The sequence below is a fragment of the Brevundimonas fontaquae genome (genome assembly GCF_017086445.1).
GTDB classification, from domain to species: Bacteria; Pseudomonadota; Alphaproteobacteria; order Caulobacterales; family Caulobacteraceae; genus Brevundimonas; species Brevundimonas fontaquae.
Map to the genome: position 1 here is coordinate 1377734 of NZ_CP070968.1, position 26445 is coordinate 1404178.

General features: G+C 65.8%; 26 protein-coding genes. 19 read left to right on the top strand and 7 right to left on the bottom strand.

Annotation, left to right across the window (positions count from 1 at the left end; translation table 11 throughout):
* The first annotated feature begins 12 nt into the window (after positions 1–12).
* From ftsA to lpxC, 4 genes are all read left to right on the top strand, one after another.
* Positions 13–1305: a cell division protein FtsA gene (ftsA, locus tag JX001_RS06665; RefSeq protein ID WP_205683105.1), complete on the top strand. Its 1293-nt coding sequence runs from the start codon at positions 13–15 to the stop codon at positions 1303–1305.
* A 283-nt stretch (positions 1306–1588) separates the two neighbouring features.
* Entirely contained in the window at positions 1589–4660 is a 3072-nt protein-coding gene (locus tag JX001_RS06670; RefSeq protein WP_205682822.1) for a TonB-dependent receptor domain-containing protein, read from the top strand.
* A 235-nt stretch (positions 4661–4895) separates the two neighbouring features.
* Positions 4896–6482 carry a cell division protein FtsZ gene (gene ftsZ / locus JX001_RS06675; protein ID WP_205682823.1) on the top strand — a complete coding sequence of 529 codons (1587 nt, stop codon included), beginning with the start codon at positions 4896–4898 and terminating at the stop codon, positions 6480–6482.
* A 214-nt stretch (positions 6483–6696) separates the two neighbouring features.
* Positions 6697–7596: a UDP-3-O-acyl-N-acetylglucosamine deacetylase gene (gene lpxC, locus JX001_RS06680; protein WP_205682824.1), complete on the top strand. Its 900-nt coding sequence runs from the start codon at positions 6697–6699 to the stop codon at positions 7594–7596.
* Here lpxC and pgeF read toward each other — a convergent pair.
* From pgeF to lgt, 3 genes are read right to left on the bottom strand one after another with little or no spacing between them, the layout of a single operon-like run.
* Positions 7593–8363: a peptidoglycan editing factor PgeF gene (pgeF, locus tag JX001_RS06685; RefSeq protein WP_205682825.1), complete on the bottom strand. Its 771-nt coding sequence runs from the start codon at positions 8361–8363 to the stop codon at positions 7593–7595. The two genes, lpxC and pgeF, sit on opposite strands and share 4 nt — an antisense overlap.
* A 14-nt stretch (positions 8364–8377) precedes the next feature.
* Positions 8378–9463: a class I SAM-dependent methyltransferase gene (locus JX001_RS06690; RefSeq protein WP_205682826.1), complete on the bottom strand. Its 1086-nt coding sequence runs from the start codon at positions 9461–9463 to the stop codon at positions 8378–8380.
* On the bottom strand, positions 9460–10335 hold the full coding sequence (gene lgt, locus JX001_RS06695) for a prolipoprotein diacylglyceryl transferase (RefSeq protein ID WP_039246902.1): 876 nt from the start codon (positions 10333–10335) through the stop codon (positions 9460–9462). The genes JX001_RS06690 and lgt overlap by 4 nt, the downstream gene beginning before the upstream one ends.
* A gap of 173 nt (positions 10336–10508) precedes the next feature.
* Between lgt and JX001_RS06700 the strand changes: the two genes are divergently transcribed.
* The 3 genes from JX001_RS06700 (at position 10509) to JX001_RS06710 (ending at position 12182) form a co-directional block, all read left to right on the top strand.
* The gene (locus tag JX001_RS06700; RefSeq protein WP_153922568.1) at positions 10509–10796 is read left to right on the top strand and encodes an accessory factor UbiK family protein; all 288 of its coding nucleotides are present in this window, start codon (positions 10509–10511) and stop codon (positions 10794–10796) included.
* Positions 10797–10869: 73 nt separating this feature from the next.
* The gene (locus JX001_RS06705) at positions 10870–11373 is read left to right on the top strand and encodes a type III secretion system chaperone family protein (protein ID WP_017504503.1); all 504 of its coding nucleotides are present in this window, start codon (positions 10870–10872) and stop codon (positions 11371–11373) included.
* A 17-nt stretch (positions 11374–11390) separates the two neighbouring features.
* The gene (locus JX001_RS06710; protein ID WP_241004791.1) at positions 11391–12182 is read left to right on the top strand and encodes a pyrroline-5-carboxylate reductase family protein; all 792 of its coding nucleotides are present in this window, start codon (positions 11391–11393) and stop codon (positions 12180–12182) included.
* Here the strand turns inward: JX001_RS06710 and JX001_RS06715 are convergent.
* The 3 genes from JX001_RS06715 to JX001_RS06725 form a co-directional block, all read right to left on the bottom strand.
* Positions 12179–12655: a hypothetical protein gene (locus JX001_RS06715; RefSeq protein WP_205682828.1), complete on the bottom strand. Its 477-nt coding sequence runs from the start codon at positions 12653–12655 to the stop codon at positions 12179–12181. The genes JX001_RS06710 and JX001_RS06715 overlap by 4 nt on opposite strands.
* A gap of 85 nt (positions 12656–12740) precedes the next feature.
* Complete coding sequence (locus tag JX001_RS06720; RefSeq protein WP_205682829.1) at positions 12741–14108, bottom strand: sensor histidine kinase; 1368 nt, start codon at positions 14106–14108, stop codon at positions 12741–12743.
* Positions 14109–14112: 4 nt separating this feature from the next.
* Positions 14113–14844, bottom strand: a complete 732-nt coding sequence (locus JX001_RS06725) for a response regulator (protein ID WP_404419666.1) — start codon at positions 14842–14844, stop codon at positions 14113–14115.
* A gap of 88 nt (positions 14845–14932) precedes the next feature.
* Here JX001_RS06725 and JX001_RS06730 point away from each other — a divergent pair, with 88 nt between their 5' ends.
* The 3 genes from JX001_RS06730 (at position 14933) to JX001_RS06740 (ending at position 17874) form a co-directional block, all read left to right on the top strand.
* Positions 14933–15811: a branched-chain amino acid aminotransferase gene (locus tag JX001_RS06730; RefSeq protein WP_045810405.1), complete on the top strand. Its 879-nt coding sequence runs from the start codon at positions 14933–14935 to the stop codon at positions 15809–15811.
* A 133-nt stretch (positions 15812–15944) separates the two neighbouring features.
* Complete coding sequence (locus JX001_RS06735) at positions 15945–17219, top strand: NupC/NupG family nucleoside CNT transporter (RefSeq protein ID WP_205682831.1); 1275 nt, start codon at positions 15945–15947, stop codon at positions 17217–17219.
* A 16-nt stretch (positions 17220–17235) separates the two neighbouring features.
* Complete coding sequence (locus JX001_RS06740; RefSeq protein WP_205682832.1) at positions 17236–17874, top strand: YoaK family protein; 639 nt, start codon at positions 17236–17238, stop codon at positions 17872–17874.
* On the opposite strand, the gene JX001_RS06745 is transcribed toward JX001_RS06740, so the two are convergent.
* Positions 17858–18292 (bottom strand): PaaI family thioesterase, encoded by a 435-nt coding sequence (locus JX001_RS06745; protein ID WP_017504495.1) that lies wholly within the window; start codon positions 18290–18292, stop codon positions 17858–17860. The two genes, JX001_RS06740 and JX001_RS06745, sit on opposite strands and share 17 nt — an antisense overlap.
* Positions 18293–18339: 47 nt before the next feature.
* Here JX001_RS06745 and JX001_RS06750 point away from each other — a divergent pair, with 47 nt between their 5' ends.
* The 9 genes from JX001_RS06750 to bla all read left to right on the top strand — a co-directional run bounded on the left by JX001_RS06750 (position 18340) and on the right by bla (position 26433).
* Entirely contained in the window at positions 18340–18642 is a 303-nt protein-coding gene (locus tag JX001_RS06750) for a DUF3253 domain-containing protein (protein WP_205682833.1), read from the top strand.
* Positions 18632–19273: a uracil-DNA glycosylase family protein gene (locus JX001_RS06755; protein ID WP_205682834.1), complete on the top strand. Its 642-nt coding sequence runs from the start codon at positions 18632–18634 to the stop codon at positions 19271–19273. The genes JX001_RS06750 and JX001_RS06755 overlap by 11 nt, the downstream gene beginning before the upstream one ends.
* 16 nt (positions 19274–19289) lie before the next feature.
* On the top strand, positions 19290–20315 hold the full coding sequence (locus JX001_RS06760; protein WP_241004792.1) for an alpha/beta fold hydrolase: 1026 nt from the start codon (positions 19290–19292) through the stop codon (positions 20313–20315).
* Between the two features lie 88 nt (positions 20316–20403).
* Positions 20404–22044, top strand: coding sequence for a flagellar basal-body MS-ring/collar protein FliF (gene fliF / locus JX001_RS06765; protein WP_205682835.1), 1641 nt, complete (start codon positions 20404–20406; stop codon positions 22042–22044).
* Positions 22044–23078, top strand: coding sequence for a flagellar motor switch protein FliG (gene fliG, locus JX001_RS06770; RefSeq protein WP_205682836.1), 1035 nt, complete (start codon positions 22044–22046; stop codon positions 23076–23078). Before fliF ends, fliG begins: the two co-directional genes overlap by 1 nt.
* Before the next feature lies 1 nt (position 23079).
* Positions 23080–23742, top strand: a complete 663-nt coding sequence (locus JX001_RS06775; RefSeq protein WP_205682837.1) for a FliH/SctL family protein — start codon at positions 23080–23082, stop codon at positions 23740–23742.
* Positions 23742–24074, top strand: coding sequence for a flagellar motor switch protein FliN (gene fliN, locus JX001_RS06780; protein WP_039246916.1), 333 nt, complete (start codon positions 23742–23744; stop codon positions 24072–24074). The genes JX001_RS06775 and fliN overlap by 1 nt, the downstream gene beginning before the upstream one ends.
* A 36-nt stretch (positions 24075–24110) precedes the next feature.
* On the top strand, positions 24111–25523 hold the full coding sequence (gene flbD, locus JX001_RS06785) for a sigma-54-dependent transcriptional regulator FlbD (RefSeq protein ID WP_205682838.1): 1413 nt from the start codon (positions 24111–24113) through the stop codon (positions 25521–25523).
* 4 nt (positions 25524–25527) lie between these two features.
* Complete coding sequence (gene bla / locus JX001_RS06790; RefSeq protein WP_205682839.1) at positions 25528–26433, top strand: class A beta-lactamase; 906 nt, start codon at positions 25528–25530, stop codon at positions 26431–26433.
* The last annotated feature ends 12 nt before the right edge of the window (positions 26434–26445 follow it).

Genomic DNA, 26445 nt, shown 5'->3' on the forward strand with positions numbered 1-26445 from the left:
CACGGTCGGGGCATGGATCCTCGCGCCGGTCGTGCGCCCGTGGTCGCTGCGCTGGACATCGGCCAGTCCAAGGTGTCGTGCTTCATCATGAAGCCCGACGGCGTGCGTCATGCCGACCGCACCATCCGCGTCGCGGGCGCCAGCCACGTCCAGTCCAAGGGCGTGAGGGGCGGGGCGATCATCAATATGGACGAGGCGGCCCAGGCCATCGGCCACGCCGTCGAACGCGCCGAGCGCGCGGCCCAGAGTCCGGTCTCGGGCGTCGTCGTCACGACCGCCATCGGTCAGATGGCCAGCCACCGTGTGCAGGCCCGCGTCTCGCTGGGAGCCAATCCGGTCGGCGACGCCGATCTGGCGCGCGCCATCGGCATGGCCCTGGCGCAGATCCGCCTGCCCAACCGCCGCCCGATCCATGTCCTGCCCATCGCCTGGTCGGTCGACGGCGCGCGGGGCGTGCATGATCCGCGTTCGATGCGGGGCGGCTCGCTGGGGCTTGATCTGTTGGTCGTCTCGATGGCCGAGAACGTGTTCACGACCCTCAGCCACTGCCTGGAGCTGGCGCACCTCGACCTGCAAGGCGTCGCCGCCGCACCCGTCGTCTCGTCTCTGGCCGCGCTGGAAGAGGACGAGATGGACCTGGGCGCCGTCTGCATCGACATGGGTGGCGGCGCGACCAGCGCTGCCGTGTGGGGCGGCCGGTCCCTGCTGCATATCGAAAGCCTGAACGTCGGCGGCGACCATGTCACCTCGGACATCGCGCGCGGCCTGTCGACGTCCAAGGCCGGCGCCGAACGGCTCAAGACCCTTCACGGCTCGGCCATGGCCAGCGCCAACGAGGACCGCGAAATGCTGGAAGCCCCGCCGCGCGGCGAGGACGCCTCGGCCGGCCCGGTCATCGTCCCGCGCGCCATGCTGAAGACGGTCATCGCGCCCCGCGTCGACGAAACCCTCGAACTGCTCCGTGATCGGCTGAAAAATGCGGGCGTCGGCCTGGAGCCCGGCGCGGGCCTCGTCCTGACCGGCGGGGCCAGCCAGCTGAACGGCGTGCGCGAGCTCGCGGTGCGCGTCTTCGACCGTCCCGTACGCCTCGGAAAACCCCAACGGGCGCCACATTTGGCCGATGCGGCCTCTGGCCCCGCCTTTTGCGCCACCGCCGGCGTCCTCCTCCGCGCCGCATATGGCCCGCGCGAGGCGGTATCCGCGAGAAAGCTGATGGCGCGCCAAATTACGGCGGCCGACGCGCCGCGCATTCATCGCGGCAATGTGGTGGGGCGGGTCGCGGGCTGGCTGCGCGACAATCTGTAACACCCCGGACGCGCCGTGCCGCCGCGGCGCGGACAAATAAGGTCTCGAAACACACCCATCATAACAGAAAAACTTGTAGCCTGTGGGGTTGGAGGCAACGTGTGCCGGCCAATGCCTAGGTCGACGCAAAATGCATTCTTGTTGCAGATTTGTAACGTCCTTGATGTCAATCAGGCGGGATTGGGGCGGGGAAGATTGTCCGCTGCCATATTTGCGTTAAAGGATCCACCTGACGCGGACTTGTTGTCCGGGAAGTTTTCTTCGCTTGTGGGGCATTATTTTGATGACGGTCAAACGTAACTTTCTACTTGGGTCCACGGTTCTAGCGGGCGTTCTGGCGGTCGCTGCTCCAAGCTTCGCTCAAGAAGCGACGCAATCGGATGGTGAGGGCGCCACGGAAGTTGGCGAGATCGTCGTGACCGGCTCGCGGATCCGTCGCCCGGATCTGACCTCACCGGCGCCGCTGTCGGTGGTCAACTCGGAAACGATCGATGAAAAGGGCTTCGCTAACCTGGCGGACGCCATCAACGAACAGCCGGTCACCGGCGTGCCGATCAGCCCGGATGGCGACCAGGCAGGCTTTGGCGTCGGTCGCAGCTTCATCAACCTGTTCAACCTGGGTTCCAACCGCACGCTGGTTCTGGTGAACGGTCGTCGCTTCGTTGGTGCGAACGTCGCTTCAATCTTCTCTGGCGCCGGCGCCGGCGGCCAGGTCGATATCTCATCGATTCCGACCGCTCTGGTCAACCGTATCGAGACCATTCAAGCGACTGGCGGCGCGATCTACGGCTCGGACGCCGTTGCTGGTGTTGTAAACGTCATCACGAACACTGAATATGAAGGCGTTGAGTTCAACGTCGAGTATGGTCTTTCGGAACGCAATGACGCGCAGCAAATCCGCACGCGGATCACGGCTGGCGACAAGTTTCTTGACGACCGGCTGAGCCTTTCGGGCAGCTACGAATACGCAGAAACCGATTCGCTCATCTATACGGATCGCGACCGTACCGCGCTTCAGATCTTCAGCGCTCTCAACCCCGCGAATAGGAACGCGACCGACGGTATTCCAGCCCAAATTTACTACTACAACCGCCGTATCCCGGAAATCACCCAGGGCGGACTGGCGTTCCGCACCGCCGGGATCGGTCTTGCGAACCTGCTGACGATCGCCAACCCGAATGGGGCTGGTCGTGTTGCTGCGCAGTTCGCGCCGGACGGCTCATTGGTGCCTTACAACACTGGCACCTTCTACCAGGCATCGATCGCGTCGGGTGGCGATGGTCTAAATCTCGCTGAGCTTACTTCTCTGCAGGCGCCCGTTAAGCGGCACAACGCCACGATGTTCGGCCAATTCAACATCACGGACAATGTCCGTTTGAATGCGGAAGTGTTCTACAACCACACCGCTGCGAGCGAGGACTTCAACCAACCTATCTACAATTCGGGACTGTTTGGCGGCAACTCAGGCGCGTTGCAGATGTCGACCGCCAACCCGTTCTTGCCGGCGGCGACGCGTGCGGCGATCTTGTCGCAACCGACGCCGTTGCCCGCGGACACGGCCAATCCAGGCGAGCGTCTGTTCTTCCTTCAGCGCGCCTCCACCGATCTTGTAGAACCTAACAACATAACGGAATCGGATACGGGTCGTATCGTTCTTGATCTGAACGGAGATTTCGAGGCTGCTGGTCGTCGGTTCAACTGGAATACGGCCGTCAACTATGGGCAGAACGAAGGTTTCTTCCAGCAGGACAACATCGTCCAAGCCAACTTCCTTCAGGCGATCAATGTCAACCGCAGCGCGACCGGCGCCATCCAGTGCGCAGACGCGACGGCGCGTGCGGCGGGCTGCCAACCGCTGAACCTGTTTGGTCAAGGCGCGCGCAGCCAAGAAGCGCTGGATTATATCGGAACGACCTTCCGCCAAGACTATTCGATCAAGCAAACTTCCTATGAAGCCAACTTCGGCGGTGAAGTGGTCGAATTGCCTGCGGGCTGGGCGGCGTTCAACGTCGGCTACGAGTATCGTAAGGAAGAATCCGAGTTCCAGCCGAATGACGCATCGCGTCTGGGTATCGGCCGTTCAGCCGCCATCGCTCCGCTGAAAGGCGAGTTCGATACGAGCGAGTGGTACGCCGAGGTTGCGGTACCGATAGTTGGCGGAGACTTCACCCTGCCGTTCGTCCGGGCCTTGGATTTTGACGCTTCGTACCGCTCGGTCGATCACTCTGAAGCCGGTCAGGATGAATCGTGGTCCTTGGGCGCTCGCTGGCGTGTCAATGCGGACTTGACGTTCCGCGGCAGCAAGAGCCGTTCGTTCCGGGCCCCCGCCATCACCGAACTGTTCTTGCCTGCCTCGAGCAGCTTCATCACGGCGACCGATCCCTGCGATTTGCGTAATATCGACAGCGGCCCCAATCCGACTGCGCGTCGTGCAAACTGTGAGGCGGCCTTCGTTGGCCTGGGACTGCCAGCGGACTTCCAATTGACGTCAAACATTCAGGCGGCGACCCAACGGGGAACCACTGCTGGTAATCCTGATCTGAACAATGAGATCGCGGAGCAGGAAACATATGGTTTGATTTATCAGCCCAGCTTCGTTCCTGGTTTCACCTTCTCCTTCGATTACGTGAAGATCGACCTGACTGCTGCCATCTCGAACTTCAGCCTCACTTCGATCCTTCAGGTTTGCTATGATCTGCCTACGCCAGATCAGGCCGCTTGCAGCCGTTTCCAGCGTGGACGCGCCGGGTTTGAGCTTGGCGGAACCAGCTTGGCGGGTCAGATTCTGGGCGCCGACATTGCTCCGAACGGTGTTGGCCCGCAGACCGGTTTCATCAACGCTGGCTATCAGAACTTTGAAGGCTTCACGGTTGGGGCTCAGTATGGCTTTGACCTGGACGATCTGACCTATTGGACCAATATGGGTCGGCTGGACTTCAACTTCAGCCTGTTCCAGGTCGAGAAGCAGGAGTCATCGGCTACCGGCTTGGGCTTTGATCTCTCGAACACCCGCAACACCCTGGGCAACTCGGATGTGCGTTGGAAGCTCGATACGGCCTACCGGAACGGCGGTTTCGCCGCTCTGCTGACCACGCGCTACACGGGCGAATATGTCCGCAGCAACACGGCGACCATCGAGAACTTCGCGCCTCTGACGATCGGCGACCAGTACCTGCACGACCTGTCGCTGGCCTATACTTGGGAAAACAGCTTCGGTCTGGGCGCGCGCGATCTGACCGCGCGTCTGCAAGTTCGCAACCTGCTCGACAGCGAACCCCCGCAATACGCCACCGGCGTGGGCGTGTACGACCTGATCGGTCGTTACTACCAAGTCGGCCTGACCGCGCGCTTCTGATAGCGGTCATGAACCAGAGATCGAGGGCGGCCCTTCGGGGTCGCCCTTTTTCTTTGTCGCCAGGAAAACTCCGGCAACGCTTCCGGTTTGTGCTGTCGTTCAGCCCGACTCACATTATCGCCGTAACCTTCTCTTAACCTTCATGGGCGCAATCCTTAACGCGCTCATAACCAAAGCGATTCGGCGGGGCGGTCGGTTGGTTTGAAGGGGCGGGTCAGCAGGTCGGAAACAGAATATGTCGCTCTCATTGGTCAAGCCGCAACACACTGAACTGAAGCCCCGCATCGTCGTGTTCGGCGTCGGCGGCGCCGGCGGCAACGCCGTGAACAATATGATCGACGCCGGCCTTGAAGGGGTCGAGTTCGTCGTCGCCAACACCGACGCGCAGCACCTCAGCTTCGCCAAGACCGATCGCCGCATCCAACTGGGCGAGACCATCACCCAAGGCCTGGGCGCCGGCGCCCATCCCGAAGTCGGCATGAACGCCGCTGAGGAATCCGCCGACGAGATCCATCAGCACCTGGAAGGTGCGCACATGGTCTTCATCACCTGCGGCATGGGCGGCGGCACCGGCACCGGCGCGGCGCCGGTCATCGCCAAGTGCGCGCGTGATCGCGGCATCCTGACCGTCGGCGTCGTGACCAAGCCCTTCACCTTCGAAGGTCGCCACCGCATGCGTTTGGCCGACGCGGGCGTCGCAGAGCTGCAACGCTACGTCGACACCCTGATCGTCATCCCCAACCAGAACCTGTTCCGCGTCGCCAATGAGCGCACGACCTTCGCCGACGCCTTTGGCATGGCCGATCAGGTCCTGCACTCGGGCGTGCGCTCGATCACCGACCTGATGATCCTGCCGGGCCTGATCAACCTGGACTTCGCTGACGTGCGCGCCGTCATGTCCGAGATGGGCAAGGCGATGATGGGCACAGGCGAGGCTACGGGCGATGATCGCGCACTGCTGGCGGCTCAGAACGCCATCGCCAACCCGCTGCTGGACGAGACCAGCCTGAAGGGCGCCAAGGCCGTGCTGGTGAACATCACCGGCGGTCTGGACATGACCCTGCTGGAAGTCGACGAAGCCGCCAACGCCATCAGCGCGGAAGTGGACGGCGACGCCAACATCATCTTCGGCGCGGCCTTCGACCCGGCCTTGGACGGCAAGATCCGCGTCTCGGTCGTCGCCACCGGTATGGACGAGGGCGAAGTGCGTCGCATCGAACCCATCGCGCCGCCGGCCGCCAGCGCGCCGCTGGCTGGTCATGACGCTCGCCGCTCGGCTGGCGGTCTGTATGGCACGCAAGCCTCGCGCGCCCCGGAACCGACCCGTGACGCCTACCGCGAGCCGGTTCGCGCAGAAGCCCCGCGCGCGCCTGAGCCCCGCATCGAGGCGGCGCCGGTCGTGCCGACCTTTCAGGCCCCTGCCGCTCGCGAACCGGAACCGCGCCCCGAGCCGGTGATCCGCGTCGCCGAGCCGCAGCCGCGCGCTCTGGACCCCATCGTTGATCCTTGGGTCGAGGAATATGAAACCCGCGCGCCGGCACCGCGCGTCGCGCCGCAAGGCGATCTCTATGAGCGCGCCGCGCCTGCGGCCCAGCAGCCTCAGGCCGACGATGGTTACGACGACCGTGACCACCGCCGCAGCGGCTGGAGCCTGTTTGGTCGCGGCAAGCGCACCCAGCCTCAGCACGATATGTCCTATGCGCCGCAATCGTCGCATCAGGCGCGCTCTTCGGCTCAACCGGTCCAACATCCAGAACCGGAGGCGGGACAGGCCGATGACGACCTGGAAATCCCATCCTTTCTCCGCCGTCTGGCCAACTAAACGTCCCAAATGACGATGAAACGCCCCGGAGCCCGCCTCCGGGGCGTTTCTCGTTCTCGGACGTGTCTCAGACCGAAACAATCCGAAACCGGACTTTGATTTCGCGCTTGCGGCATGACCGCTAGATGAAACCCAGGCGCAATCCGCACGGCGTGCGGCGCGCAAAGGCAATCCGCACGGCGTGCGGCGCGCAAAGGAAAGAGCGAGTTCAGGTTTGTCGGTCAGACGCGACCATCACGAACGCACCATCGTCGCCCCGGCCATCATCGCCGGGGTCGGGGTGCACACCGGCCGCCGGGTGCGGCTGGCGGTTCGGCCTGCGCCATCGGGCACGGGCATCGTCTTTGTGCGCACCGACATCACCGACCGCGACAACCGCATTCCGGTGTCGGGCGAGGCCGTCGTTGACGCCCGCCTGAACACCATGATCGAGAACGGCGCGGGTGTTCGCCTGTCGACGATCGAGCATCTGATGGCCGCTTTCGCCGCACTGGGCGTGTCGAACGCCGTGGTCGAGGTCGACGGACCGGAGCTGCCGATCCTGGACGGTTCGGCGCTGGAGTTCGTTAAGCTGCTGGACCGGGCCGGTTTCCGACCGCAGCCGACGCCGCAGCGCTACATTGAGATCCTGGAAACGGTCCATGTCGTCGAGGGCGACAAGCATGCGGCCCTGATGCCGTGCGACCGCTACGAGATGCGGTTCGAGATCGACTTCCCGTCGGCCGTGATCGGCAATCAGGTGATCGACTTCGTCGTGGACGAACCGACCTTCCGCAAGGAGATCATGGCCTGCCGCACCTTCGGGTTCGCCCATGAGGTCGAGGCGTTGCGCAAGGCAGGCCTGGCGCGCGGCGGCTCGCTGGAGAACGCTGTGGTCATCGACGGCGACGAGATTTTGAACCCCGGCGGCCTGCGCATGGAACGCGAGTTCGTGCGTCACAAGGCGCTGGACGCCATCGGCGACCTGTATGTGCTGGGCGCGCCGCTGCTGGGTCGCTACGAAGGCTACAAGGCCGGTCACGCCCTGAACAACAAGCTGGTCCGCGCCCTGTTGGCCGCCCCGCACGCGTGGCGGGAAGTGACCCGCGTGCCGGAGCTGGCGCGCGCCGGTTAAGCCCCGATCACCGCAATCAATCGACCGAAGTCCGGCTCGCCGTGCTGGAAGGCGCGGCGGTTCGAATAGAACCGCTCTGTGCCCGCGCAGGTGTCGTGGCCGGTCCAGACGGCCTGACCGATCCCCGCCTGCTGCAGCCGCCACAGGACGAAGCCGGGCAGGTCGAACTGGCGTTTGTCGTCGGTCTCTCCGGGGTGGAAGAAGCGGTCGCTGCCAGGATCATGGTGGGTGAAACGATCTTCGAAATCGACGCCGACCTCATAGCTGGCGGGCGCGATGCACGGGCCGACGACGGCGACCACTCGCCTAGGCTCGGCGCCCAGGGCCTGCATGGCGGAAACGGCGGAGTGGATGACGCCGCCCATCGCGCCCTTCCAGCCGGCATGGACGGCGGCGACGATGCGGGTGTCGGGATCGGCCATCAGGATCGGCGCACAGTCGGCGGTCAGGACTGAACACAGCAGGCCGGGCTCGGCCGAGACGACGGCGTCGCCTTCCGGCCGGTCGCCATGCCAGGGACCTTCGGCCACACGCGCCACGGCGGAATGGATCTGGTAGCAGCCGTTCAGGTGGCCAGGGTCGGCGTTGAAATGGCCCGCGACACGTCGGCGGTTTTCGGCGACGGCGGCCGGTTCGTCCTTGGAGCCGACGCCAGCGTTCAACCCTTCATAGATGCCGGTCGAGACGCCGCCCGCACGGGTGAAGAAGCCGTGGGCGATGCCGGCGGCGGTCAGAAGCGGATGGGTGATGGGGGCCAGGTCGCTCATGCCCCCCACCTATATCAGGCGTCCCAGCCGGGCACGACCAGGGATCGGGGGGCGAAGATGGCGGCGGCCTTGAACAGGGTTCCCATCTGGTCGTCGCCGGTCAGCCGATCCAGCTGGCGCGCAATGACGTCGGCGGCGGCGGGCCGGCCGGCTTTCAGCGCCTCGGCGCGGGCCTCAATGCCCAGCCGGCGCAGGAAGTCGCCTTGGTGCAGGCTGCCGGTGACGTCGGCGCCCGTGCGAACGGCCGCTTCCAGCACCACGGGAAAGTCGGCCCATTGGGTCAGGTCGGCTTCGCCTGGTGTTGCGAGGGGATCCACCTTCTGGTGATGACGCAAAGCCTGGAGCGTGTCGCCGGCTTCGGGCCGGGCGCGGCCGTAGTCGATCAGCAAGGCGGCGCCCGAGGCGGCCTTCATCAGCAGGCCGAGGTCGCGGCCAAAGACCGCCTGCTGGTCCGAAATTTCCAGAATGCCGCCCGGCGCGATCTCGAAATCCGGCTTTTGAAAGCCGCCGGAAATGCCGGTCAGGCCGAACATCAGGTCGCCGTCGTCTGTGACGCCGATGCGGCGCTCGGCCCAGCCGCCGTCGGTGCGGACGAACTGACGGGCGGGCATGCAGTCCAGCACCTCATTGGCGATCAGGATGACCGGGGCGTCGGTCTCGATCGCCGTCAGGCTGCGGACCCAGCGCGGCGACAGGTCGGCGCTGGCCAGGGCCTTGGCCTGGAGGTCGCGCAAGGGAGCGCTGGGTTCGATCAGGACCAGATCGCAGGCTTCAAGAAAGCCCGGGACCAGGCGGGCGGCGCGCAAGGCGTCGCTCATCAATGTGCCGTCGCCAGGGCCGACCTCGACCAGGCGAAATCGCTCGGGCGCGCCCAGCCGGTTCCAGGTTTCGACCGCCCACAGGCCGATCAGTTCGCCGAACATCTGGCTGACCAGAGGGGCGGTGATGAAGTCGCCACGCGCGCCCAAGTCCGGACGCGACGCATAGTAGCCGCCCTTGGGATCGTGCAGGCAGCGGGTCACGTAGTCGGCGACCGTCATCGGGCCCGTCAGGGCGATCTCGCGCGCCAGACGGGCCTTTAGGGTTTCTGCCTCGCTCATGCCTCAGCGGCGGCCGGCGGACGCTTCCACGCGCGCCAGATCAGCCAAGCGCCGACCAAAATCATCGGGATCGACAGCATCATTCCCATGGTCAGGCCAAACGGGAAATCTGGCATGCCGATATCCGGCTCGCGCACATTCTCCAGCGCCGCACGGCAGACGCCATAGCCCACCAGGAACAGGCCGGTGATATAGCCGGGCTTCTTCAGCAGGCCAAACTTCCAGATGGCAATGGAAAGGACGGAGAAGAGGACGATTCCCTCAAGACCCGCCTCATAGAGCTGGCTGGGGTGGCGGGGCGCATCGCCTGCGGGGCAGAAGCCGTACATCTGTTCGATGCGGGCGTTGCAGAAGCGCACGGCCCAGGGAACGGTCGTCTCGCGGCCCCACAGCTCGCCGTTGATGAAGTTGGCCAGGCGACCGAACATCAGGCCGATCGGCACGACGGGCGCGACCAGATCGCCGAGGCGCAGCATGTCGATCTTCTGCGACCGGGCATAGAGGACGATGGCCAGGCAGACGCCCAGGAAGCCGCCGTGGAAGCTCATGCCGCCGGTCCACAGCTGGAACAGTTCGAACCGCTCTCCCAGCGTCTGGCCGGTGAACAGCTGGCCGTACATGGCCGGCTTGTAGAAGAGGGCGTAGCCCAGGCGGCCGCCCAGGATGATGCCCAGCACGATCCACAGAACCAGGTCGTCCAGTTGCGTCGTGGTGACGGGCGGCTTGCCCGGCGCCCACAGCCGTTGGGTCTTGGCCAGACGTGCGGCGTACCACCAGCCCAGCACGATGCCGGCGACATAGGCCAGCGCGTACCAGCGGATCGGAAGCGGTCCGAGGTGGATCAGGACCGGATCGAATTCGGGAAAGGGCAAGGGGCGTTCCTGTGCGGGACTGTCTTTGACAGCGGTTTAGCAAGCGTCGCCGCCGTCGTCGCCTGTGAAGACGCATCACGACGCCTTGATGGCGCCCGCGAAGCAGCAGAAAGAAAGGTTTCGTTCACCATAGTCGGTGAACCTTCGTTAACGACGTTGAGGTCGGAGCCGCCATGCAGACCCGCAATCCCATTCTGGACGAGTTCGCCAAGCTGACGACCGGCGCCATGGGCCTGGCCCAGGCCGCGGGTGAAGAGGCCAAGACCGCCTGGCGCGCCCAGGCCGACCGGATCGCCGCCGAAATGGATCTGGTCCGTCGCGACGAGTTCGATGTTCTGAAGGACGAGATCGCCGCTCTGCGTGCCGAGATCGCAGAGCTGAAGGCCGCCCAAAAGCCGGCCGCAAAGCCCGCGAAGGGAACGTCCACAGATGGAACTCAACCCGGGGACGCAGCCGGTTGAGCCGAATCTGCGAACAGGCTTACCGTTCTGTTAACGCCCGCGATTCTCGCGGACGCAGCGTGAAAGACACTTGATGGACATCGCCCGGCCAGAAGAAGTGGACGTGCCCTTCGACCCGCTTGAGGTCGTCGAGCATGTGCTCACGGCCGAGAACCTTCCCTTCGACCGCACCGACGATGGCGACCTCGCCTTTGCTCTGGCCGGCGACTGGAAGGACTATGAGCTATGGTTCGCCTGGCGCCCCGAGGGCGATTGTCTGCAGCTGTGCTGTGCGCTGGATCTGAAGGTGGCCAAGAGCCGCAAGACGGCGGCCTATGAGCTGGTCGGTCTGATCAACCAGCGCACCTGGATGGGTCATTTCGAGGTGTGGGCCGAGGACGGCGAGATCGTCTTCCGCCATTCGCTGGCCCTGCCGATGGGCGAGCGCCCGACCCTGGCCCAGGCGGCCTCCATGATCGACGCGGCCATCGAGGCTTCGGATCGCTACTATCCCGCCTTCGACTTCATGGTGCGCGGGAACAAGAAGCCGCAGGAGGCGATCGACGCCTGCCTGTTCGAGACCGTCGGCACCGCCTGATGCCAAGCTCGGAATCCGTGGCGGGTCCCGTCGTCCTGGTCGGCTGCGGCCGGCTGGGCTCCGCCATTCTGGAAGGTTGGCTGCTGACCGAGACGGTGGCGGCGTCCGACCTGATCATTCTCAGCCCGTCAGAAAAGCCAGCGGCCGAGATGGCGCGGGCCAAGGGCGCGCGGATCAATCCGCCGCTGGAGGTCCTGACCGAGGCGGCGGTGATCGTGTTGGCGGTGAAACCGGCCATGTGGCGTGAAGTGATGGCTCCGCTGGCGCCGTTCCTGAATGACCGAGCCGTCATTCTGTCGGTCATGGCGGGCGTGACGGCGCCGACCTTGGCCGAAGGCCTGGGAGGCTGGCCCATCGTACGGGCGATGCCGACGACCGGCGTGTCGCGCGGGCGCGGCGTGGCCTCTGTCTGGTCGGCGGACCCGCGAGCCAAGGACGTCGGGCGGGTGTTGTTCGAGCCGATGGCCGAGACGGTCGTGCTGGCCGACGAGGCGCTGATGGATGCGGCGACAGCGGTGGCCGGGTCGGGCGCAGCCTATTTCTACGCCTTCACCGAAGCGCTGGCGCGGGCCGGGGAGGCGGCGGGTCTGGATGCGGCGACGGCGGATGTGCTGGCGCGCGCGACCCTGAGGTCCGCAGCCGACTCCATGGGTGACGACGCGCTGGAAGCCCTGATAGGCCGCATCGCCTCGCCTGGCGGCTCGACCCGCGCCGGGCTTGACGCCATGGCGAAGGACGGCCGCCTCACGGCGATGCTGGACGAGACGGTCGCGGCGGCGGTCAGACGCAACCGAGAGATGGGCGCCTAGAAGCGTCCGCGCTCGATCTGATCGCCGAAGCGTTCAAACGCGCGATCGGCGTCACGCCAGACGCTGTAACCCCACACATCGTTGATGTTCGGCGTGAAGTAGGAATAGTCCACCGGCCGCGTCACACCGTCAGCCGTGACGATCTCGCCCTTGATGGCCGCGCCGCCGATCGACACGCTGCGGATCGGATCCAGGCCCGGCGTCTGGCGCACCTGCTCCCAGGTCGGCCGGTTCGGCTTCAGGTCGACCAGGACCAGATTGGCCGTCGCGCCCGGATAACGCTGGGCCAAGGCCTTTCCGACCTCGGCCTGAAGGCCGACGATCTGCTCGTTGACCTCGCGGTCGCCGAGCTTTTCGACCTCGCGCTGAAGCTGCGGCCCGACCGTGACGTTCACCGTCGGCGCTTGAGCCTGAGCCATGGCGGCGACGGCGAGTGTCGCGGCCAGGGGTGCAAAGAAGGCGAGTTTACGCATCGAAATCATCTCCAAGCCTTGTCGCTCTCAAGATGACCCTTGCAGCGCCGTTCCGCCAGACCCTGCCGACGAAAGCTTTCAAGCCTCAGGCGGACTCGGCGACGGTGACCGCGCCGGGGATGCGGATCGTCGCTTTCAACCCGCCCAGTTCGCTGCGATCCAGGGTGACGTCGCCGCCGTGGCCGCGCGCCACATCGCGCGCGATGGCGAGGCCCAGACCGACGCCCTTGCGGTTCTGGTTGCGAGAGTCGTCCAGGCGCGAGAAGGGCCGGAAGGCTTCGTCATACATGGCCTCGGGGATGCCGGGTCCGTCGTCCTCGACGATGATCTCCAGCCCGCCTGACGCCAGGGCGCGGGCCGACAGGCGCACATTCTCGCCATGCGAGGCGGCGTTGCCGGCCAGGTTCACCAGGGCGCGCTTGAAGGCGAGGGGGCGAACGGAGGCGGTCAGGCCATCAGCCACGACAACTTCGACCTCGGCGCCGGCGCGTTTTGCATCCTCGCCGGCCGCCTTCAGCAGTTCGGAGATCGGGACAGGCTTCGGCGGTTCGCCCGCTTCGCCACGGGCGAAGTCGAGGTATTCGTCGATCATATGCTCCATCTCGTCCAGGTCGCCGCGCATGGCGGACTGGCGCTTGAAGGGTGGAGCCAGAGCCAGTTCGAGACGTAGACGGGTCAGGGGCGTGCGCAGGTCGTGGCTGACCGAGGCCAGCAGGGCAGTGCGCTGATCGATGTGGCGCTGAATTCGGTCTCGCATGGCCATGAAGGCGACGGCGGCGGCGCGAACCTCGCGTGCACCGTGCGGCTTGAACCGAGGCACGGTCTCGCCACGCCCGAAGGCCTCGGCCGCGTCGGCCAGACGCTCGATGGCGCGGACCTGATTACGAATGAACAGAATGGCGACGCCCATCAACAGAACGGTCGCCACCGCCAGCCACAGGACGAAGATATGGGCCTGGGTCGCCACCGCGCGCTCGCGTGGGGCGATGATGCGCAGCACCCCTTGCGGCTCCTGCACCTGAATGTCGACGTAGGCGGGATATCGGGTGGTGTCGAACCAGTAGGGGCGGTCGAGACGCGCGTCCAAGGCCTTGTCCAGCACCCGGTCCACCACGCCGATAGCGCCGCGGCGTTCTTCCGTCGGAAGGGTCCGCCCATCCTGAAGGACGATGGACAGGGACATGGACCGCTCGGCGCGATTGGCCAGCTTGTCCAGGTTCGCCGGGCTGGGGTCGTCCTCATAGCTCTCTACGGCCCAGGCGATGTCGCCGGCCAGGCCTTCGGACAGGCGCGCGGTCACCGTCTGCCAGTGGGCGTCGAAGAAGACCCAGGTCACCGCCATCTGCATGACCAGCACCGGCAGGACGATGATCAGCAGCGACCGGCCCCAGAGCGAGGTCGGCAGGCGCCGCTTCAGAAATCGCGGCCACAGATAGGCGGGCAGAAGCCGCATCGGCTCAGTCGGGAGCCAGCATATAGCCGACGCCGCGCACCGTCTGGAGATAGCGCGGGTTCTTGGGATCGACTTCCAGCTTGCGGCGCAGGCGCGTCACCTGGACGTCCACGGCGCGGCCGGTGATGTCGGCGGTATCCGGCGACAGGCTCATCCGCTCGACCGGCGCATGGGCATGAAGCGCCAGGGTCTTGAGCAACTGGGCCTCGGCCTCGGTCAGGCGCTGGGGCGCGCCGTCGCGGCTCAACTCCAGCCGTTCCATGTCGAAGACGGCGGTGCCCAGCTTGATCTCCCTGGGACCAATCGGCTTGCCGCCGGTACGGCGCAGGATGGCGTCGATGCGCAACACCAGTTCGCGCGGTTCGAACGGCTTGGACATATAGTCGTCGGCGCCGCGCGACAGGCCTTCGATCCGATCCTCGGGATCGCCGCGCGCGGTCAGCAGCAGCACGGGCGTCTTGGACAGTTCAGCCTTGTTGCGGACCCAGCTGGTCAGGTCCAGGCCGCTTTCGCCCGGCATCATGACGTCCAGCACGACCAGATCGAACTCGATCAGCTCCATCATCCGCTTGGCGGCGGCCGCGTGCGCGGCGCCCGTCACGCGATAGCCTTCGCGCGCCAGGAATTCCTTCAGCAGTTCGCGGATGCGATCGTCGTCGTCGACAATCAGCAGATGGCGGCCGACGCCGGGGCCGGCGATGGGGCCTGAGCGGCCATGCGAACGCGATTCCGTCATGCTCATGCGACGTTTCCCCCGCTTGCGGCGTTGACCTGAGCGATTCGTGCGGCTCTAAGACCGTCAGTTTCGCGGGAGACGTATTTCAATGGCCTTCGTTCCTTTCGACGATCGTGACGGCTTCATCTGGGTGAATGGCGATTTCGTCCCCTGGAGGGAAGCGAAAACGCACGTTCTGACCCATGCCCTTCACTATGGCTCGTCGGTCTTTGAGGGTGAGCGTATGTACGGCGGCGAAATCTTCAAGCTGACGCAACATTCCGAGCGCCTGAAGCGGTCCGCCAACCTGCTCGATTTCGAGATACCCTACAGCGTCGCTGAAATCGACGCCTTCTGTAAGGAAACCTGCGCCAAGAACGGTCTGACGGACTGCTATGTGCGTCCCGTCGCCTACCTCGGCCCGGAACAGACCAGCGTTTCGGCCCTGAACAACAAGGTTCACCTGGCGATCGCCGTGTGGGACTGGCCCAGCTATTTCGACCCCGAGGTCAAGGCGCGCGGCCTGCGTCTGGAATGGTCCAAGTGGCGTCGTCCCGATCCGGCGACGGCCCCGACGACAGCCAAGGCGGCGGGCCTGTACATGATCTGCACCATGTCCAAGAACGCCGCCGAGCGCCGCGGTTTCGCCGACGCCCTGATGCTGGACTGGCGCGGCTATGTCGCCGAGGCGACCGGCGCCAACGTCTTCTTCGTCAAGGACGGCGTCATCCACACGCCGAACGTCGAGCACATTCTGGACGGCATCACCCGCCAGACGGTGATCGAGATCGCCCGCGAGAAGGGCATCGAGGTCGTGGTGCGCGAGATTAAGCCGGAAGAGCTGTCGGACTTCACCGAATGCTTCCTGACGGGAACGGCCGTCGAGGTGACCCCGGTCGCCGAGGTGGGCGAATACCGCTTCACCCCCGGCGCCCTGTCGCTGGATCTGATGGATCACTACGGCAAGCTGGTGCGCGGTCAGCTGTAAGCCGGAGCGCGACGACAGGATGAGGGCGGCCCCTTAAGGGGCCGCCCTTTTTCGTTTCGCTTGCCAGCCGCGTCACTTTGTCCTTGAAGCGAATAAAGACCGGCAGGCGCGCCGGGTGCGGGGATCGTTTTTCATGTTCAGCCTCCTGAACCTCCAGAGCCTTCTGGGTCTGGTCGTCATCGTCGCGGTCTGCTGGGCGATCTCGGAAAACCGCAAGGCCTTCCCCTGGCGGCTGACGATCGGCGCGATCCTGGTGCAGGCCGGGCTGGTGCTGGCCCTGTTCGCCATTCCCGGCTCGCAGGCGGTGCTGGCGGCGGTGACGGGCGCGGTGGACGGTCTGGCGGTCGCGACGACCGAGGGGACCAAGTTCGTCTTCGGCTATCTGGCCGGCGGGGACCAACCCTATACGGTCTCGAACCAGAGCGCGCTCTTCACCTTCGCCTTCCAGGTTCTGCCGCTGATCCTGGTGATTTCCGCCCTGTCGGCCCTGCTTTGGCATTGGAAGATCCTGAAGTGGATCACCCTGGGCTTCGGCTTTCTGTTCCAGAAGACGATGGGTCTGGGCGGAGCATCAGCCCTGGCGGTCGCGGCCAACATCTTCCTAGGCATGATCGAAAGCCCGATCGTGATCCGCGCCTATCTGGACAAGCTGACGCGGTCCGAGATCTTCCTGATGATGGTGGTGGGCCTGGCGACGGTCGCCGGTTCGACCATGGTGGCCTATGCGACGATCCTGTCGCCGGTGCTGCCCAATGCGGCAGGCCACGTGCTGGTGGCGTCGATCGTTTCGGCGCCGGCCGGCGTGCTGCTGGCCCGGATCATCATCCCCGAGAAACAGGGGATGGGCGGCGCGGTCGCAGACTATGACTCGGCCCTGAAATACGACAGCGCCATCGACGCCATCGTCAAAGGCACGTCGGACGGCCTGATGGTCGTGCTGAATATCTCGGCGGTTCTGATCGTGTTCGTGGCCCTGGTCGCCCTGGTCAACGTCATGCTGGGCGGGTTCGTGGTATTCGACGCGCCCCTGACCGTCGAGCGGATGCTGGGCTGGATCTTTGCGCCAGTCGCCTGGCTGATCGGGGTCGAGTGGAAGGACGCCGATGTCGCAGGCTGGCTGCTGGGCGTCAAACTGACCCTGACCGAGTTCGTCGCCTTCATCGACTTGGGCAAGGTGCCGGCCGCTGAGATGACCGAGCGCACGCGGATGCTGATGACCTACGCCCTGTGCGGCTTCGCCAATATCGGCTCGGTCGGCATCACCGTGACCGGCCTGTCGGTCCTGATGCCCGAACGCCGTGAGGAGGTGCTGGGCATGGTTTGGAAGGGCCTGTTCGCCGGCTTCCTGGCCACCTTGATGACCGCGGCCATCGTCGGCGCGATGCCGGCGGCCGTGTTCGGGTTCTGAGGCGGGCCTAGATTCGATGCGCGCGCTTGCCCCGCTGGACCGTGGACTGGCGCTGCTGCTGGCGGGGCTTGCGGGCTATGTGGACAGTCTGGGCTTCCTACAGCTTGGCGGCGTCTTCGTCTCGTTCATGAGCGGCAACTCCACGCGTCTGGCCGCCAACCTGGCCTCGGGACACTGGCTGGCCGTCGGGCATCTGGCCGCCATTCTCGCGGTCTTCGTGCTTGGGTCGTTCCTCGGGGCGCTGATCGCCGGGGGTGAGGGCGCGCGGTCACGCAGCCGAGTTTTATTTTTCGAAGGACTGTTGCTGGCCTGTGCGGCCTTGGCGGCGGCGTTCGGTCTGACGTCGCTGGCCATCCTGCTGATGGTCGCGGCAATGGGGGCGGAGAATTCGGTCTTCCTGCGAAATGGAGAGGTCGGCGTCAGCCTGACCTATATGACCGGCGCTCTGGTCAAGCTCGGGCAAGCCTTGGCCGCCGCTGCAACCGGGCGCGACCGTACGACCTATCGTCCCTATCTCGCCCTGTGGGCTGGATTGACGGCAGGTGCGGTTTTAGGCGCCCTGACTTACCAATGGCTGGGGTTGGCGGCGTTATGGCCGGCTGCGGGACTGGCCTTGATGCTCTCGGTGATCGCGCGCTTCAGCCGCGCGGCGTGAATTTGCGGATGACGCCCGAGAAGGTCATCAACAGGCGCTCGCCGGTATTGATCTGACCCCGTACGAAAATCAGGCTCTTGCCCGCCTTGGTGACTTGGCCCGTGGCCTCGATCAGTTCGCCGACATAGCCGCCGTCGATGAAGGTGGAGTCCAGCTGGACCGTGACGCCCGAGGCGCCTTCCATCTCCTGATAGGCGATCTGGAACATGGCGATGTCGGCGAAAGTCATCAGACATCCGCCGTGCATGCGACCGCCCGCGTTCATATGCTTCTGCTCGGCGCGGAAGGCGCAGCGCATGTGCCCGTCGGGATCCGGCTTGCCGTAGAAGGGGCCGACCACCGTGTCGAAGGTGTCGTGCAGATCGTAGGTCTGCCAGCCGGCGAACTCGCCCTCGGTGATGGTGATTTTCTTGGGCATGCAGACTCGGCCTTACTTATGGGCGTGCGTTGCAGCATATAGGCGCAATGAGCGACCCGATCGAAACCGCAATCCTGAACAAAATCGCCGCGCTTGAGCCCGGCAAGAGCATTGAGCCGGCGGAAGTGGCCAAAGAGCTACAGCGCGAGCAGTGGCAGCGCATGCTGCCCAAGGTCCGCGCGACCGCTTTGGGCCTGATGCGCCAGGGCAAGCTGACCATCACCAAGAAGGGCAAGGCGGTCGATCCGGACAATTTCCGCGGCGTCACGCGCCTGCGCCAAGCGACCGAGGAAGAAACGGCCCTGGCGCTGAGCCGCCGTCCGCCGGTCGTCGAGGGCGATGACGACTGATCTCCAGGATATCCTGAACGACATCCGCGCCTGTCGCGCCTGCGCGGGCGTCCTGCCGCACACGCCGCGCCCGGTGGTGCGGGTCTTTCCCGAAACGCGGCTGCTGATCTGCGGCCAGGCGCCGGGACGACGCGTCCACGAGAGCGGCCTGCCGTTCACGGATCCCTCGGGCGATCGTCTTCGTGATTGGATTGGCGTGGACTATGAGACCTTCTACGCCGACCCGCGCATCGGGGTGGCGGCCCAGGCCTTCTGCTATCCAGGCACCGCGCCGAAAGGCGGCGACTATCCACCGCCGACACGCTGTGCGGAACTGTGGCGACCGCAGTTGCTGGACGCCCTTCCGCAGATGGAACTGACCCTGCTGGTCGGCGGCTATGCCCAGGCGTGGGCGCTGGGCGATAAGGCCAAGCGGACCATGACCGAAACGATTAGGGCGTGGCGGGAGTATGCACCGGATCTGCTGGTGCTGCCGCATCCGTCTTGGCGCAATACGGCTTGGCTTAGGAAGAATCCGTGGTTCGAGGCGGAGGTGCTTCCCTATCTCCGGGAACGGGTTCGGCGCATTCTGACTTCTGCAAATCCGGCGGCCGTTCGCTCCAGCGAGAAGGACTCGCCGGTGGTATCATGAGCGCTGCTTGGGACACATGGCCTTGATCGCCTCCAGACTTATGCCGCTGACCGCCGCGCTCATTCTCTCGGCCTGCGCCGCACCCCACATTCAGCCGCCGTTGACGCCGCCGCCGGGCTTTGTCGGCGCCCATGTCGAGGATCGGGCGCTGGTCATGTCGGACGGCGCGCGCCTGCCGTATCTGCATTGGGGGCCAAAGGATGGGGCGCCTTGGGCGGTGATCGTGGCCCTCCACGGCATGAACGATCACGACGCCAGCTTCCGTCTGGCCGGCCCCTGGTGGGCCGAGCAGGGGATCGAGACCTGGTCCTATGATCAGCGCGGCTTCGGTGGAGCGCCGGGGCGGGGCGAATGGGCCGGGCAGCAGCGGATGACCGATGATCTGCGCGAGATCACCGCCATGGCGCGCGCCCGCTATCCCCATGCCGTCATCGCCGTGGTGGGCGAGAGCATGGGCGGGTCTGTGACGGCGGCGGCCTTCGGCTCCGACAATCCGCCGGATGCGGACCGGGTGGTGCTGCTGGCGCCCGGCGTCTGGGGCTGGTCGACGCAAGGACCGTTGAACAGCGCGGCGCTGAACATTGCGGCGCGGGCGCTGGGCGACGTGGCGCTGGAGCCGCCGGAGTTCATCACGCGCGATATCCACGCCTCGTCCAATACGCTTGAGCTGATCCGCAACGGGCGCGACCCGATGAGCATCCTCGCGACCCGGTTCGACACCGTCTATGGGCTGGTCGATCTGATGGAAGCCTCGTCCCGCAGCCTGGGCCGCATCCGGGGCGACGCCATCCTGATGTACGGCGCCCACGACGAGGTGGTGAAGAAGGGGCCGATGAAGCTGGCGCTGGAGCGGGCGGAGCGGGAGGGCGGGGCGCTGCGGACCGCCTGGTATCCAAACGGCTGGCATCTGCTGAACCGCGATCTGGACGCCGAGATCGTCTATCGCGACGTCGTGTCATGGTTGAGAGATCCGAAAGCCCCACTGCCGTCGGGTGCGACGGCGGTTTTGCCGCAGCTTCAGGCGGGCGGGGCGCGCCCTTAAGCGGGTCTTAACGCGACGTTTACCATCCAGGCGGCATTTTCTGCCTAGCGGGGCGTTCGTGTCTCCCGCGAGTAGGGGGCGGGGGCGCGTGGGCGGCTTCACAGCGGCGTTGCAGAAGTTCGGGATCGGCCGTCTGGCTGCGGTCCTCGGCGTCGCCGCAGGCGTGGCCGCCGTGCTGGTCGCCGTCATGCTGCGCATGGGCCAGGCGCCCGACGCGCTGCTCTATTCCAACCTGGATCTGCGCGAAGCCAGCGAGATCACCGCCGCCTTGGATCAGGCCGGCATCAAATATTCGTCCAAGGGCGACGGCTCGACCATCATGGTCAACCGCGACGAGGTCGGCACGGCGCGGATGCTGGTCGCGGGCAAGGGTTTGGTGACGTCCGGATCGGTCGGTTATGAGCTGTTCGACAGCCAGTCGGTGCTGGGCCAGACCGAGTTCCAGCAGCAGTTGAACGAACAGCGCGCCCTGCAGGGCGAACTGTCGCGCACCATCATGTCCATGCGCGGCATCACCGCCGCCCGCGTCCACATCACCATGCCGCGACGCGAGATGTTCACCTCGGCCGCCGGCGAACCGACCGCCGCCGTTCTGGTGGGGCTGGGCGGGCGTGACCTGACGAGCGACCAGGTGCGGGCGATCCGCAACCTGGTGGCCTCGTCCGTGCCGAACCTGAAGCCCGACCGCGTCACCGTGGCGGACCAGACCAACCGCACCCTGGCGGCCGGCAGCGACGACGGAACCTTCACCTCGGCTTCCGCCGCCGAGGCCAAGGGCAATACCGAGAGCCAGCTTCAAGCGCGCATCAAGGATATCGTCGAAGGCGTCGTCGGCGCCGGCGCCGCTCGTGTTCAGGTCACGGCCGACATCGACCAGAGCCGCGCCACGACCCAGGAAGAGAAGTTCGATCCTGACGGTCAGGTTGTCCGCTCGACCACGACCAACGGCTCGCAATCCGCCGACAACAGCGGCCAGGCCGACGGCGGCGTGACTGCAGCCAACAACATCCCTGGCGGCGCTGCGCCCGGCACGACGCCCGTCGGCTCTACCAACTCGGAAAACGCCGAGACGACCAACTACGAAATCTCCAAGACCACCACGACCACGACCAAGGAGCCAGGCGAGGTCAAGAAGCTGGCCGTCGCCGTCGCCGTGGATGGCAAGTGGACGCCGGCCAAGGACGGCAAGGGCGAGCCGACCTATGCGCCGCGCACCGCCGAGGAGATCGCCCAGATCAAGTCGCTGGTCGCCGCCGCCGCCGGCATCGACGAGACACGCGGCGACAAGATCGAGGTCATCAACGTCCGCTTCAACCACGACACCGGCATCGAGGGCGGTCTGGACGGCAAGTCGTCGCTGCTGGACTTCTCCAAGAACGACATCATGCGCTTCGTCGAGCTGGGCATCCTGACGGTCGTCGCCCTGCTGCTGATCTTCTTCGTGCTGCGTCCCCTGCTGAAGACGGCGGCGGGCGGCGGGGCCAATCTGCCGGCGCTTGCGGGCGCGAACGGGGTACCCGTCACCACGGTGGCGACCACGGTCATCGGGGCCGACGGTCAGCCGCAGATGGTTCAACTGCCGGCGCCCAGCGAGATGGATCAGAAAATCGACATCGCCCGCATCGAGGGTCAGGTGAAGGCGTCCTCGGTCAAGAAGGTCGCCGATTTCGTTCAGGCGCATCCCGATGATGCGGCCGGCATACTGCGGACCTGGGTGGCGGAAGGCTGATGGCGAAGCTGGTCAACAAGAAGGCCTCGATCGACGATCCCAACAAGCTGTCGGGACCGGAGAAGGCCGCCGTCATCCTGCTGGCGCTGGGCGAGGAGCACACCGCCCTGTGGGAGCGGCTGGACGACGACGAGGTCAAGGAAATCTCCCAGGCGATGGCGACCCTGGGCAATGTCAGCGCCGAGGCGGTCGAGGCTCTGATGATCGAGTTCGTCTCGGGGCTGTCCGGCTCCGGCGCCGTGATCGGCAGCTATGAGCAGACGCAAAAGCTGCTGGCCGCTTTCCTGCCCAAGGATCGCGTCGACGGCCTGATGGAGGAAATCCGGGGCCCGGCCGGTCGCACCATGTGGGACAAGCTGGGCAATGTGAACGAGGCGGTTCTCGCGAACTATCTGAAGAACGAATACCCTCAGACCGTCGCCGTCATCCTGTCCAAGGTGCGTTCGGACCACGCCGCCCGCGTCCTGACCAGCCTGCCGGAAGACTTCGCCCTGGAATGCGTCCAGCGGATGCTGCGCATGGAGCCGGTGCAGCGCGAGATCCTGGACAAGATCGAGGCGACGCTGCGCACCGAGTTCATGTCGAACCTGGCGCGGACCTCCAAGCGCGACAGCCACGAGATGATGGCCGACATCTTCAACAGCTTCGACCGCCAGACCGAGGCCCGCTTCATCGGGGCCCTGGAAGAGCGCAACCGCGAGTCGGCCGAACGCATCCGCGCCCTGATGTTCGTGTTCGAGGATCTGTCGAAGCTGGATCCGGGCGGGGTGCAGACCCTGCTGCGCGCCGTGGAAAAGGACGCGCTGGGCCTGGCCTTGAAGGGGGCGTCCGAAGGGCTGCGCGAAATGTTCTTCTCCAACATGTCCGAGCGCGCCGCCAAGATCATGCGCGAGGACATGGAGTCGATGGGACCGGTGCGTCTGAAGGATGTCGACGGCGCCCAGATGGCGATGGTTCAGGTCGCCAAGGATTTGGCCGCCAAGGGCGACATCATGCTGGCTGGTCAGGGCTCCGACGACGAGTTGATCTACTGACATGACCCAGTCCCCTGAAATCCGGCGCCTCTTCGCCTTCGACACCGAGTTCGACGCGGACGGCACGGTCGTGCGCCCCGGCGCCTGGACGCCGGCCAAGCGCTCCTATCTGCCGGCCGAGGTCGAGGCCCTGGTCGCCCAGGGGCGTCTGGAAGCGCGCGAACAGGCCCTCGCCGAGGTCGAGAACATCCGCGCCATGGCCCTGAGCAATATCGCCCAGGCTGTCGCATCGGCCATGCCGACCCTGAAGGCTGTGGCCCAGGCGCACCGCGAACAGGCCGCTGACCTGGCCCTGGCTGCTGCGCGCACCATCGCAGGGGCCGCTCTGGACCAGTTTCCGCGTGCGCCGCTGAAAGCCGCTTTGGAACTGTTGGCGCAGGAAATCGACGCCTCGCCGCGTCTAGTGGTTCGCGCCTCGGGCCTGGATGACGAGGCGCGCGGCCTGATCGAGCGCGCCTGCGCCGACAGCGGATTCACCGGCGTGGTCGCCTTCCGCGATGAACCGGGCATGGCCCAGGCCGCCTTCCAGCTGGAATGGGCCGACGGGCGCGCTGATCACGATCCGCAAGGCTCGGCCGGCCGCGTCGCTGAGGCCCTGACCGCCGCCCTGGCCGCCGAGGCCGGACACGCCGAAACCCTTCCCGTCGACAGGAGCATGTTCTAATGGCATCCGACGACCTGGCGCTGGAGGAATTCTCCGGCCTTTCGGGCCTGCCGCCCCTGGACGACAGCGGCGAAAAGAGCGCCGCCGACCTGGCGACCGTCTTTGACGTGCCGGTCAACATCTCGGCCGTTCTGGGCAAATCGCACATGTCGGTGGCCCAACTGCTGAAGCTGAACAAGGGCTCGGTGCTGGAGCTGGACCGCAAGGTCGGCGAGGCGATCGACATCTTCGTCAACAACCGCCTGATCGCGCGCGGCGAGGTCGTCGTCGTCGACGATCGGCTGGGCGTGACCATGACGGAAATCATCAAGACCGAGGATTCGGGCGCCTGATTGGCGACCGGCTTTAGAGATTAGAGGAGAAGAACGATGCGTCTTCTGGTGGTAGGCAGACTGAGCGGCCAGCTCGCTTCGGCGGTGAAGATGGCCATGGCGCACGGCGCCAAGGTCAATCACGTCGAGCGCGCTGACCAGGCGACCGAACAACTGCGCCGGGGGCAGGGCGCCGACCTGCTGATGGTCGACTATCAGCTGGACATCGCCGCCCTGATCGCCGCCAACGAGGCCGAGCGGATCACCATTCCGGTCGTGGCCTTCGGCGTCGACGCCGACGCGCGGGAGGCGGCCGCCGCCATCAAGGCCGGCGCCAAGGAGTTCATCCCGCTCCCCCCTGACGCCGAACTGATCGCCGCCGTTCTGTCGGCCGTCGCTGATGACGAAAAGCCGATGATCTCGGCCGACCCCTCGATGAAGGCCGTGCTGCAACTGGCTAATCAGGTCGCGCGCTCGGAAGCCTCGATCCTGATCACCGGCGAAAGCGGCGTCGGCAAGGAGGTGATGGCGCGGTATCTGCACGAGCATTCGCGCCGGTCCGAACGCCCCTTCATCAGCGTCAACTGCGCCGCCATTCCCGACAATCTGCTGGAATCCGAACTGTTCGGCCACGAGAAGGGCGCCTTCACCGGCGCCGTCGCGCGCCGCATCGGCAAGTTCGAAGAGGCCGACGGCGGCACGCTTCTGCTGGACGAAATCTCCGAGATGGACGCCCGGCTTCAGGCCAAGCTGCTGCGCGCCATCCAGGAGCGCGTCATCGACCGCGTCGGCGGCTCCAAGCCGGTTTCGGTCAACATCCGCATCATCGCCACCTCGAACCGCGATCTGGCCAAGGCCGTGGCGGAAGGCACCTTCCGTGAGGACCTGCTGTATCGCCTGAACGTGGTGAACCTGCGCCTGCCGTCCTTGCGCGAGCGGCCCGGCGACATCGTGGTTCTGGCCGACCACTTCATCAAGAAATACGCCGCTGCCAACGGCGTGCCGGTGCGTCCGATCTCGGCCGCCGCGCGTCAGGCCATTTCGGCCCATCGCTGGCCGGGCAACGTCCGCGAGCTGGAAAACGCCATGCACCGCGCGGTGCTGCTGGCGACCGGCCCTGAGATCGACGTCGACGCCATCCGCCTGCCGGATGGTCAGCCGCTGAGCGGCGTGGGCGCGGGCATGATGGCGGGACAGGCCTATGAGGCGCCGCAAGCCGGGGTGGCCGCCCGCGCCGCCCAGGCGGCCGACGCCGTGACCCGCAGCTTCGTGGGCCAGACCGTGGCGGCGATGGAAAAGACGCTGATCCTGGACACCCTGACCCACTGCCTGGGCAATCGCACCCATGCGGCCAACATCCTGGGCATCTCGATCCGCACTCTGCGCAACAAGTTGAACGAATACGCCGATGAGGGCACGGCCATTCCGGCGCCGATGAGCGGCGTCTCCGCCTCGGGCTACGCGGCCTGAACCCATGCGCGCACCCGTGGAGCGCCGATGCGTCCTGACGGGGCTGGCCGCCTTGAGCGCGGTCGGCTGTTCGCCGCGCGCGGAATCACACCCTGCCGCGCCCGCCCCTCTGTCAGACGAGATTATTGATCTGTCCGACCTGGAAGCACGCAATGGCGGCCGTCTGGGCTTCGTCGTTCAGGACGCGGCGACAGGGCGTAAGCTGGTTTGGCGCGGCGACGAACGCTTCGTCTATTGCTCGACCTTCAAACTGTATCTGGCCGCCGCGACCCTGTTGCGGGTGCAGGCCGGGCAGGAGCGACTGGATCGCCGCATCTCCATCACTGCGGCGGACATGATCAACCACGCTCCGGTGACCGAGCCCGCCGTTGGCGCGAGCCTGACGGTCGAGCAGTTGATGAAGGGCGCGGTTGAGGTCAGCGACAACCCCGCCGCCAATCTGTTGCTGAAGGCCATGGGCGGCCCGTCGGCGATGCAGACCTTCTATCGCGGCATCGGCGACGACAGCACCCGCTCGGACCGTTTCGAGCCCGAGATGAATCGCCTGGACGGCGACAAGGATACGATCCTTCCCAACCAGTCGGTCGCCAATCTTGAACGTCTTTTTCTGGATCCGACCTCGCCCCTGACGGCGGCGTCGCGCGCCCTGTTGCTGCAGTGGATGACCGATACGCCCACGGGTCAGAATCGTCTTAGGGCTGGGACGCCAGCGGATTGGCGGGTGGCGCACAAGACGGGGACGGGGGGCTATGGGCCGACCAACGACATCGGCCTGTTGTATCCGCCGAACGGCCAACCTGTGATCGTGGCCGCCTATTACCACGCTGCCCGGGCGACATCGGACGACGCTAATGCGGCCGTGATCGCCGAGGCGACGCGTCGCGCGCTGAAGGTCTTGGGCCGTGGCTGATGCGCCGATCCT

Excerpts from the sequence above, each read along its gene's own strand:
- JX001_RS06690 (WP_205682826.1), bottom strand. The coding sequence starts at position 9,463 with ATGAGCGAGGCAGAAACCCTAAAGGCCCGTCTGGCGCGCGAGATCGCC.
- JX001_RS06775 (WP_205682837.1), top strand. The coding sequence starts at position 23,080 with ATGACCCAGTCCCCTGAAATCCGGCGCCTCTTCGCCTTCGACACCGAG.
- JX001_RS06760 (WP_241004792.1), top strand. The coding sequence starts at position 19,290 with ATGGCCTTGATCGCCTCCAGACTTATGCCGCTGACCGCCGCGCTCATT.
- JX001_RS06720 (WP_205682829.1), bottom strand. The coding sequence starts at position 14,108 with ATGCGGCTTCTGCCCGCCTATCTGTGGCCGCGATTTCTGAAGCGGCGC.
- JX001_RS06740 (WP_205682832.1), top strand. The coding sequence starts at position 17,236 with ATGCGCGCGCTTGCCCCGCTGGACCGTGGACTGGCGCTGCTGCTGGCG.
- JX001_RS06670 (WP_205682822.1), top strand. The coding sequence starts at position 1,589 with ATGACGGTCAAACGTAACTTTCTACTTGGGTCCACGGTTCTAGCGGGC.
- pgeF (WP_205682825.1), bottom strand. The coding sequence starts at position 8,363 with ATGAGCGACCTGGCCCCCATCACCCATCCGCTTCTGACCGCCGCCGGC.
- JX001_RS06730 (WP_045810405.1), top strand. The coding sequence starts at position 14,933 with ATGGCCTTCGTTCCTTTCGACGATCGTGACGGCTTCATCTGGGTGAAT.
- fliG (WP_205682836.1), top strand. The coding sequence starts at position 22,044 with ATGGCGAAGCTGGTCAACAAGAAGGCCTCGATCGACGATCCCAACAAG.
- ftsA (WP_205683105.1), top strand. The coding sequence starts at position 13 with ATGGATCCTCGCGCCGGTCGTGCGCCCGTGGTCGCTGCGCTGGACATC.
- JX001_RS06715 (WP_205682828.1), bottom strand. The coding sequence starts at position 12,655 with ATGCGTAAACTCGCCTTCTTTGCACCCCTGGCCGCGACACTCGCCGTC.
- JX001_RS06735 (WP_205682831.1), top strand. The coding sequence starts at position 15,945 with ATGTTCAGCCTCCTGAACCTCCAGAGCCTTCTGGGTCTGGTCGTCATC.
- JX001_RS06705 (WP_017504503.1), top strand. The coding sequence starts at position 10,870 with ATGGACATCGCCCGGCCAGAAGAAGTGGACGTGCCCTTCGACCCGCTT.
- ftsZ (WP_205682823.1), top strand. The coding sequence starts at position 4,896 with ATGTCGCTCTCATTGGTCAAGCCGCAACACACTGAACTGAAGCCCCGC.
- JX001_RS06750 (WP_205682833.1), top strand. The coding sequence starts at position 18,340 with ATGAGCGACCCGATCGAAACCGCAATCCTGAACAAAATCGCCGCGCTT.
- JX001_RS06755 (WP_205682834.1), top strand. The coding sequence starts at position 18,632 with ATGACGACTGATCTCCAGGATATCCTGAACGACATCCGCGCCTGTCGC.
- JX001_RS06725 (WP_404419666.1), bottom strand. The coding sequence starts at position 14,844 with ATGACGGAATCGCGTTCGCATGGCCGCTCAGGCCCCATCGCCGGCCCC.
- fliN (WP_039246916.1), top strand. The coding sequence starts at position 23,742 with ATGGCATCCGACGACCTGGCGCTGGAGGAATTCTCCGGCCTTTCGGGC.
- JX001_RS06745 (WP_017504495.1), bottom strand. The coding sequence starts at position 18,292 with ATGCCCAAGAAAATCACCATCACCGAGGGCGAGTTCGCCGGCTGGCAG.
- bla (WP_205682839.1), top strand. The coding sequence starts at position 25,528 with ATGCGCGCACCCGTGGAGCGCCGATGCGTCCTGACGGGGCTGGCCGCC.
- JX001_RS06700 (WP_153922568.1), top strand. The coding sequence starts at position 10,509 with ATGCAGACCCGCAATCCCATTCTGGACGAGTTCGCCAAGCTGACGACC.
- flbD (WP_205682838.1), top strand. The coding sequence starts at position 24,111 with ATGCGTCTTCTGGTGGTAGGCAGACTGAGCGGCCAGCTCGCTTCGGCG.